The organism is Butyrivibrio sp. AE2015 (assembly GCF_000420825.1).
Lineage (GTDB): Bacteria > Bacillota > Clostridia > Lachnospirales > Lachnospiraceae > Butyrivibrio.
The window spans coordinates 119,676-126,720 of sequence record NZ_ATVR01000008.1; the positions used below are offsets into that span (position 1 = coordinate 119,676).

The following is a 7,045-nucleotide window of genomic DNA, read 5'->3' on the forward strand; positions in this document are numbered from 1 at the left end:
GCGCTTATGCGCGTAAGTTCTGTGGTGAATATTGACAAGAAAAATTTATGGATTTGAGATTTGATTGTAAAAAATACAACAAAAAAAACCCGCCGTTATGGCGGGCTCTAGTGCATTACAATAATCAAATCTTTTTTACAGTATCTCGAATTACCAGTCGTGTTGGAAGAACTATCTGATTTGGAGTCTTTATCTTTTTAAGTTGTTTTAGCAAAGTATCTGCGGCAACTACACCTTTTTGTTTTACATTCTGATGAACAGTAGTAAGAGCAGGTCTGTGAAGCTGCCCCAGCATATTGTCATCAAAGCCGGCTACAGAAATGTCGTCGGGAACGGATAAGCCTCTGTCGGCAAATGCAGCCATGAGCGTAACAGCATACAGGTCAGAAACGCACATTATGGCAGTGAACTCTTTTGATTTCTCACATATCTCTTCCAAACTTTCAGGCAGGTCTTTTGTGTGAGGTCTTATCTTCAGGAAGTTAGAAGGGCTGTATTTTATCTTTGCATCTTTTAGAGCTTTTTTATATCCGTTTAATCTGGCAAGGTCTACACCGTTAGTGTTATCTGAAAGGAATGCGATTTTTCTGTGCCCTTGCGATATCAGGTAATTTACCATTTCGTAGGTACCCTGTTCATCATCGAGGCCGACATTTGTGAAGTGTTTAAGGCCCTCAATACTGTAGGTATCGATGCAGACAATAGGCTTTTTATATTTTTCACTGACACGGATTCCGTCATCGTTTAGCATTCCGAAAAGGATAAGTCCGTCAACATTCCATGTGGAGACGTGACGCATTATTTCTGCGGTATCACTTGAAATATAGAGCATCATGAAATATCCGGCGTTTCGTATGGTTTCCTCGACACCCCCTATCAGCTCTGATACGAAGGGATCCATGATCAGGTTTTCGTACTTATCTGCACGGGCTTTAAGTGCGAGGCCTATGATCTTTGACTCGTTTTGTGCAAGGTTTCTTGCGCTGATGTTTGGAACGTAATCAACTTTATCCAAAAAATCCTGAACAATCTTTTTTGTATCGTCAGACACTTCACCGGTCTTTCCATGAATAACATTTGAAACCGTTGTAGTGCTCATATTTAGTTGTTTTGCAATCTCTTTAATAGTTATCATTTTTTATTTTTGGTCTTTACAAAGAAAAAAAGTTATTGTATCTTGTGTTCAAAATAACATGGCTCAGTATGTATTGTCAAAAAGAAAAGTGTATACAATTTATTTTTTGACTGTGCAAGCCATGTGAAACCCGCATAAATACGTGATTCTGGCGGTGTTATGTATTTGTGTGTTTATTTCGATTTGAGGAGTAGAAGGAGAATTATGAATACACAATATAGCAGAGTATTACCTGTAAATGATGCCCTTGAAAAACTTGATAATGCAAATAACATTTTGACTGATTTAAATATACCTGATGATATACCTCACGGAGATATGCCAGGGGATAAAATTGAGATTGGTGAAAGCCATATAGAAAAAGCAAAAACTATTTTCCCAATTCTTATTAAAGAATTAAAAGAGAAGATGAGTGCTAACGCATATAATCGTGCTGTTGTAGCGGTTTGCGGAGGATCCGGAGTTGGAAAGTCTGAGATCGCATCACTTCTTTCATATTTACTTGAGAAGGCCGGAATCGGTAGCTATACAATGTCTGGTGATAATTATCCACACAGAATACCTATGTATAATGACGCTGAAAGACTTCATGTATTTAGAGAGAGCGGAATCAGAGGAATGGTTGACAGCGGTGTCATGACTCCTGAAAACTTTGCTAAAGTTAAGGAATGGCAGATCGCAGAAGATGATGCCAACAAGGCTCATGTTGAGACTGACAGCTGGTTCAAAGCATATATAGAAGCTGGCGAAAAAGGACTTGATAACTACCTTGGAACACCAAATGAGACTGATTTTGAAGAAGTTGATCAGATAATGAAAGCATTTAAGGATGGAGCTGACAAGCTCTGGCTTAAGAGAATGGGAAGAGATGAGGCATCTCTTTGGTATGATGAAGTAGATATGTCTGCTAAGCAGGTTCTTATCGTTGAGTGGACACATGGTAACAGCGATTATATGACTCAGGTTGATATTCCGGTTCTTTTGAACAGTACTCCGCAGGAGACACTTGAGCACAGAAGATCCAGAAACAGAGATGGAAAGCTTGACAGTCCATTTACTATGATGGTACTCGAACTCGAACAGAATAAGCTTGTAAATCAGGCTCACAAGGCAAAGATAATCATCACAAAAGCCGGTGAGATCATAAGCTATGATGAGTTCAAAAAGCTTATGTAATAATTTGATTGATCAAACATTTTGACATATTTTGAAAGGAAATGATATGAGTAGATTTGTCGACAATGGACCTATGTTAAATGCCTACCCTGATAGTATGGGTGGAACTCTGGGTGATATTGTATCAGTACTGTCAAAAGATGCATTCAAGGATGTTTTTCAGTCATTTTACATTCTTCCAAGTATCTTTAACACAGATTTGGACAGAGGTTTTTCTGTAATAGATTATGGTATCAATGAGCAGCTTGGCAGCAAAGAGGATATCGAGGCACTTAAGGCTCTTGATATCAATCTGAAGCTTGATTTCATTCTTAATCATGCTTCAGTTCTTTCTCCACAGTTCCAGGATCTTGTAAAAAATGGTGAGAAGTCAAAATATGCTGACTTCTTTATTAACTGGAACAAATTCTGGGATGGATACGGCGAGATGACTGATGAAGGCTATATCCAGCCTGACCAGAAATATATAAAGGACATGTTTTTCAGAAAACCCGGACTTCCTATTCTTATGGTCCGCATGCCTGATGGCAAGGACGTGCCTTACTGGAATACATTCTATCAGGAAGTGCAGTACAAGAGACCTGATGCGCAGGATCTTATGGAAAAGATGGATATTCAGTATCTTTCTGCACAGAGATTAGCGGGTAGAGTCTGCGAGGGACTTGATGAGGGAAAGAAGCCTGCTGAAATTGATTTCACAGGTTTTGAAAAATATAAAGATGCAGTTGTTGATTATTTAGAGTCTGGAAGACGATATCTCGGACAGATGGATCTTAATATTAAATCTGATCTTGTTTGGGAACATTACAGAAATACACTTAAGAGTCTTTCAGGTTATGGCGCAAGTATCGTTCGTCTTGATGCCTTTGCCTATGCACCTAAAGAACCAGGCAAAAAGAACTTCTTAAATGAGCCTGATACCTGGGATGTGCTTGAAAAAGTTAAGAAGCTTGCCGATGAGTTTAAGGTATCTCTTTTACCTGAAATTCATGCAAGTTACAGTGAAAAAATCTATGAAGTTGTGGCTGATAAGGGCTATATGACTTATGATTTCTTCCTTCCGGGACTTCTCATTTACGCAATCGAATCAAAGTCCGGAGAGCTTTTGAAGAAGTGGGCAGATGAGATTCAGGAAAAGAAGATACGCGTAGTTAATATGCTTGGATGTCATGATGGTATTCCGCTTCTTGATCTTAAGGGAATCCTTCCTGAAGAGGATATCCAGAATATGATCGATACAATTGTTGGTCGCGGGGGATTTGTTAAGGATCTTCATGGTGCCAAGAATATGTATTATCAGGTAAACGCTACATATTACAGTGCTCTTGGCGATGATGACAAGAAGATGCTCTTTGCAAGAGCAATTCAGATGTTCATGCCCGGTAAGCCACAGGTTTGGTATCTTGATCTGTTTGCAGGAAAGAATGACCATGAAGCTGTAAAGCGCGCAGGAGCAGGCGGACACAAGGAGATCAACAGAACAAATCTCACTATTGACCAGATTGAAGCTGCTATGAAAAAAGATGTTGTTAAGAAGCAGCTTGAATTGTTGAGATTCCGTAACACATGTCCGGCATTTGGATTTGATGCCAAGCTTGATGTTACAGTAGATGGAACTGTCATGAAGTTTGTCTGGGAAAACAACGGCCACAAAGCTACATTAGAAGCTGATTTTGATGATTACAGTTACAAGATTTCTTAAAGAAAACTAAGAAAGTCCACCCATGAAATTTTTGTTTCAAGGGTGGACTATTTTTATGAAATAAATAATCGCAACGTCAGTAATCATGCCGAATTCGACATTTTTGGAGATTTCACAAAATGTTCAAAAATTCGATCACAAAAACTATTTACAGATTAAAAATATTATGATATTTTATCAATCGTTGTTTAAATCTGCTCAACTAGAGCAAGGATGATACAGACAGTGTGTCCAATTCACTGTAAGTACTATGTAATTCTGGTGTCATCCAAATCTCATAAACGCTAAATATATAAGAGAGTCTTTTTTGTTGTTTGTAATTTTCTGTGCTGGCGAACATGGAAATTTTACGCTCTATCTTGCCCTTTTTCAAGATGACTTTCCGTTACAAGTTTTCTGTGGAACTTGGCATGTCTTTTCTCTTATATATTTAGCGGATTATCAAAAATAATGGAGGTTTTATTTTATAGATGAGTTTGGACAGAGAGAAAGAGAGGCTTGATTGGCATTCAGGCTTTGATGGTGGTTTAAACCTTAGCTTCATGAAATATAAAAAATATATCTATATTGAGAGAGAACATCCCCTATCAAAAGAACCTTTGATGATAGATTTTTTGGTCATAAAGAAAAATGATGATATAGTAATAAACAATTCTGTGGGCTTGGATTTTTTAAAGTATAATATAATTGAATATAAGAATCCTAATGATGAATTAAATATTGATGTTTTATATAAGGTTATAGCTTATGCTTGCCTATATAAAAGCTTTGGAGATAGTGTAGATGCAATAAAAGATAGTGAGATTACTATTTCTATATTCAGGACGAGAAAACCAAAAAAATTGCTCAAGCAATTAGTATTAAGAGGAAAAACTGTAGAACAGAAAAGACCCGGAGTTTACAATATTATCGGGATAATAGATATTCCTCTAAATATTATTGTAATGGGAGAATTAAAAGATAAGGAACTGCTTGCATTCAACATAATGACTCATAATGCGGATGAAGAAATGGTTAAGCTTTTCCTTAAAGAAACCAGGAAATTTAAAGAAAGTGGAGCAAGGCATTATGCTGACGCAGTGCTTCAAATAAGTGCTGGCGCAAATAAGGAACTGTATAGGAAATTGAGAGGTGAACAAGATATGTGCGAAGCGTTAAAAGAAATAATGGCCGATGATCTTAGAGAAGCCGAAGCGAAAGGTGAAGAAAAAGGTATAGAGAAAGGCATAGACCTTCGCGATAAAGAAAAAATTACTGAGATGCTCAATATGGGCAGAAGCCCAAAAGAAATAGCTGATTTTTGCAAATACCCGATGGAACAAGTTATGCAAGTTTATAACGATTTGAAAAAGTAATGAATATTTGGAGGATAGGCGATGAAAAAACTAGGCTTTGGGACAATGCGACTGCCACTTTTTAATTCTGACGATCCGACATCGATTGACATTGAACAGACCAAAAAAATGGTAGATTTGTTTATGGATAGACTAACTATTAAATGTCAAGACTGAAACGAAGCAATTCGTTCAGATAGATCAGTACCTTGAAAACTGCATGACAAACAGAGCATCCGATAGGGTGCTCAGACAGAAGAGGAAAGAAATACTTATGCTGCGCGATAAGGTTCGCCGGTTAATTGCATCCGGTAGATCACCCGGACAAGTTTCTTACATGCATGTGAAATAGCTACATAGTAATGCTTGCCTTCCGCTCTCTTTTTGGCAAGATAAGAATTAAACACTGGATCCCAGTTGCAGACGTATATCGTGGCATTGAACAGGGCGTATCGCAGATAACGAGATCCACGTTTCTCCATATGGGCATAGGATGAAGTCAGTTGTCCGGATTGATATGTTGAAGGAGAAAGTCCTGCGTAGGCAAGGATCTGGTCTGCATTCTCAAAGCGTGAGAAATCGCCTATCTCTGCAAGGATCATGGCACCCATTCGATTTTTGATTCCAGGGATAGTGGTGATTGGAGATTCCAGCGTATTCATGATGGAATTGATTGCTGTTTCAATCTCGTTGATTTCTTCGCTAAGGACTTCAATGAGATGGATCGTGTGCTTTAGTTCCATGGATTTTGCGGACATTACAGTTCCTACGGAAGAAATAGCGGCATCTCGGATGAGGATTGCTTCATCGCGTCCGTAATGCCCCTTGGATGCTTCACAGAGAAGATGTTTTAGGCGAGTAAGATGTGCTGCGGCAACAAATGAAGCTCCGGGGAACTCGGAGAGCAAAGCGTAAACGGTAGCCGTATGAAGTGTGGGGACCAGTTTTTCCAATTCTGGGAATAGAATGCTGACAAGCCTGGAAACGGAGGTTTTGAGTTTGGCACGTTCCTGAACCTTGTCGAAACGGTATCTTGTGAGCGACTTTAATTCTTCGTTGTGGTATGATGTGTCTGAGTAGGGCTTGAGCGTCCTATCGGTCAATAACATCATAGCAATCGAAGCAGCGTCGACTTTATCCGTTTTCGTCTTTCTAAGGCTCTGACCTTTTCTGAAAAGATTTGTATGTAACGGGTTGATAACATAGCTGGCCAGGCCGTTATCAAGGAGCGACCGTAACAGATTGAGATGATAGTGTCCGGTAGCCTCGAGACCTACTTTTATTTCATGAAGATCTTTGGTTAATGACCAGATCTTCTCATACAGTTCGTCAAATCCCTGTAACGTGTTCTGGATAGTGAATGGAGAAAACAGGATTTCACCATCTGAACCGAGGATACAGCAATCGTGCTTATCCTTTGCAACGTCAATGCCAACATAGATCATACACATGATCCTCCTTTAAAGTATTTGATGCTGCTGTTGATCCACAGGGCTCTTTGCTGATGTAACCTCGTTCTACATAAACCGTCATGCGGTATCTAACTGATTAACATTATGACAAAGAGGCTGTGGTCGGAGCCTATCCGAAACCGTCTATGCGGTAGGGGCATAAAAACCAATCCACAGCATCTTCAACAGCATACCCGATACCTATAGAGAAGGTAAAGAATGGGTATGACTATATAATACGAGGGGC

5 protein-coding genes are annotated in these 7,045 nt (G+C 39.0%); 3 read left to right on the forward strand and 2 right to left on the reverse strand.

What is annotated here, in order from left to right; translation table 11 throughout:
• Window positions 1-124: 124 nt before the first annotated feature.
• Window positions 125-1,135, reverse strand: coding sequence for a LacI family DNA-binding transcriptional regulator (locus tag G585_RS0106230; RefSeq protein ID WP_022773752.1), 1,011 nt, complete (start codon window positions 1,133-1,135; stop codon window positions 125-127).
• Between the two features lie 204 nt (window positions 1,136-1,339).
• Between G585_RS0106230 and G585_RS0106235 the strand changes: the two genes are divergently transcribed.
• From G585_RS0106235 to G585_RS17385, 3 genes are all read left to right on the forward strand, one after another.
• On the forward strand, window positions 1,340-2,311 hold the full coding sequence (locus G585_RS0106235; RefSeq protein ID WP_022773753.1) for an adenylyl-sulfate kinase: 972 nt from the start codon (window positions 1,340-1,342) through the stop codon (window positions 2,309-2,311).
• Window positions 2,312-2,357: 46 nt separating this feature from the next.
• Window positions 2,358-4,013 (forward strand): alpha-amylase family glycosyl hydrolase, encoded by a 1,656-nt coding sequence (locus tag G585_RS17380; RefSeq protein WP_022773754.1) that lies wholly within the window; start codon window positions 2,358-2,360, stop codon window positions 4,011-4,013.
• Between the two features lie 470 nt (window positions 4,014-4,483).
• Window positions 4,484-5,368, forward strand: coding sequence for a hypothetical protein (locus tag G585_RS17385; RefSeq protein WP_022773756.1), 885 nt, complete (start codon window positions 4,484-4,486; stop codon window positions 5,366-5,368).
• Between the two features lie 251 nt (window positions 5,369-5,619).
• Here G585_RS17385 and G585_RS0106255 read toward each other — a convergent pair whose 3' ends face one another.
• Window positions 5,620-6,792, reverse strand: coding sequence for an IS110 family transposase (locus tag G585_RS0106255; protein ID WP_022772890.1), 1,173 nt, complete (start codon window positions 6,790-6,792; stop codon window positions 5,620-5,622).
• Window positions 6,793-7,045: the final 253 nt, after the last annotated feature.